Annotated in this window: 3 tRNA genes; all 3 read left to right on the top strand. The window is 42.2% G+C overall.

The features are described from left to right. Nucleotides 1-3: 3 nt before the first annotated feature. The 3 genes from H5079_RS18235 to H5079_RS18225 all read left to right on the top strand — a co-directional run bounded on the left by H5079_RS18235 (nucleotide 4) and on the right by H5079_RS18225 (nucleotide 387). Nucleotides 4-79, top strand: a tRNA-Lys gene (locus H5079_RS18235). Nucleotides 80-164: 85 nt separating this feature from the next. After that, a tRNA-Lys gene (locus tag H5079_RS18230) sits at nucleotides 165-240 on the top strand. 71 nt (nucleotides 241-311) lie between these two features. Further along, nucleotides 312-387, top strand: a tRNA-Lys gene (locus H5079_RS18225). The last annotated feature ends 6 nt before the right edge of the window (nucleotides 388-393 follow it).

Below are 393 nucleotides of genomic sequence, written 5' to 3'. Positions count from 1 at the left end.
AGCGGGGCATTAGCTCAGTTGGTAGAGCAGTTGACTTTTAATCAATTGGTCGATGGTTCAAATCCATCATGCCCCACCATTCTATGAGCAGTGAAAGTAAAGTATTAGTCGGCGGATTTACGCAAGTAACTAAACAGCAAGGTTTGCTAGTTAGTTATCAGAGCGGGGCATTAGCTCAGTTGGTAGAGCAGTTGACTTTTAATCAATTGGTCGATGGTTCAAATCCATCATGCCCCACCATTCTTTATATACTTAAGAATGGCTGGAGTCGGCGGATTTACGTAAGCTTAATTAAATTAAGTGCATAGAGCGGGGCATTAGCTCAGTTGGTAGAGCAGTTGACTTTTAATCAATTGGTCGATGGTTCAAATCCATCATGCCCCACCATTCTAT

It is taken from the genome of Pseudoalteromonas sp. SG44-5, assembly GCF_014164175.1.
GTDB lineage: Bacteria > Pseudomonadota > Gammaproteobacteria > Enterobacterales > Alteromonadaceae > Pseudoalteromonas > Pseudoalteromonas nigrifaciens.
The sequence above is the reverse complement of the archived record's forward strand: the minus strand, read 5'-3'. Positions and strand labels throughout refer to the sequence as shown.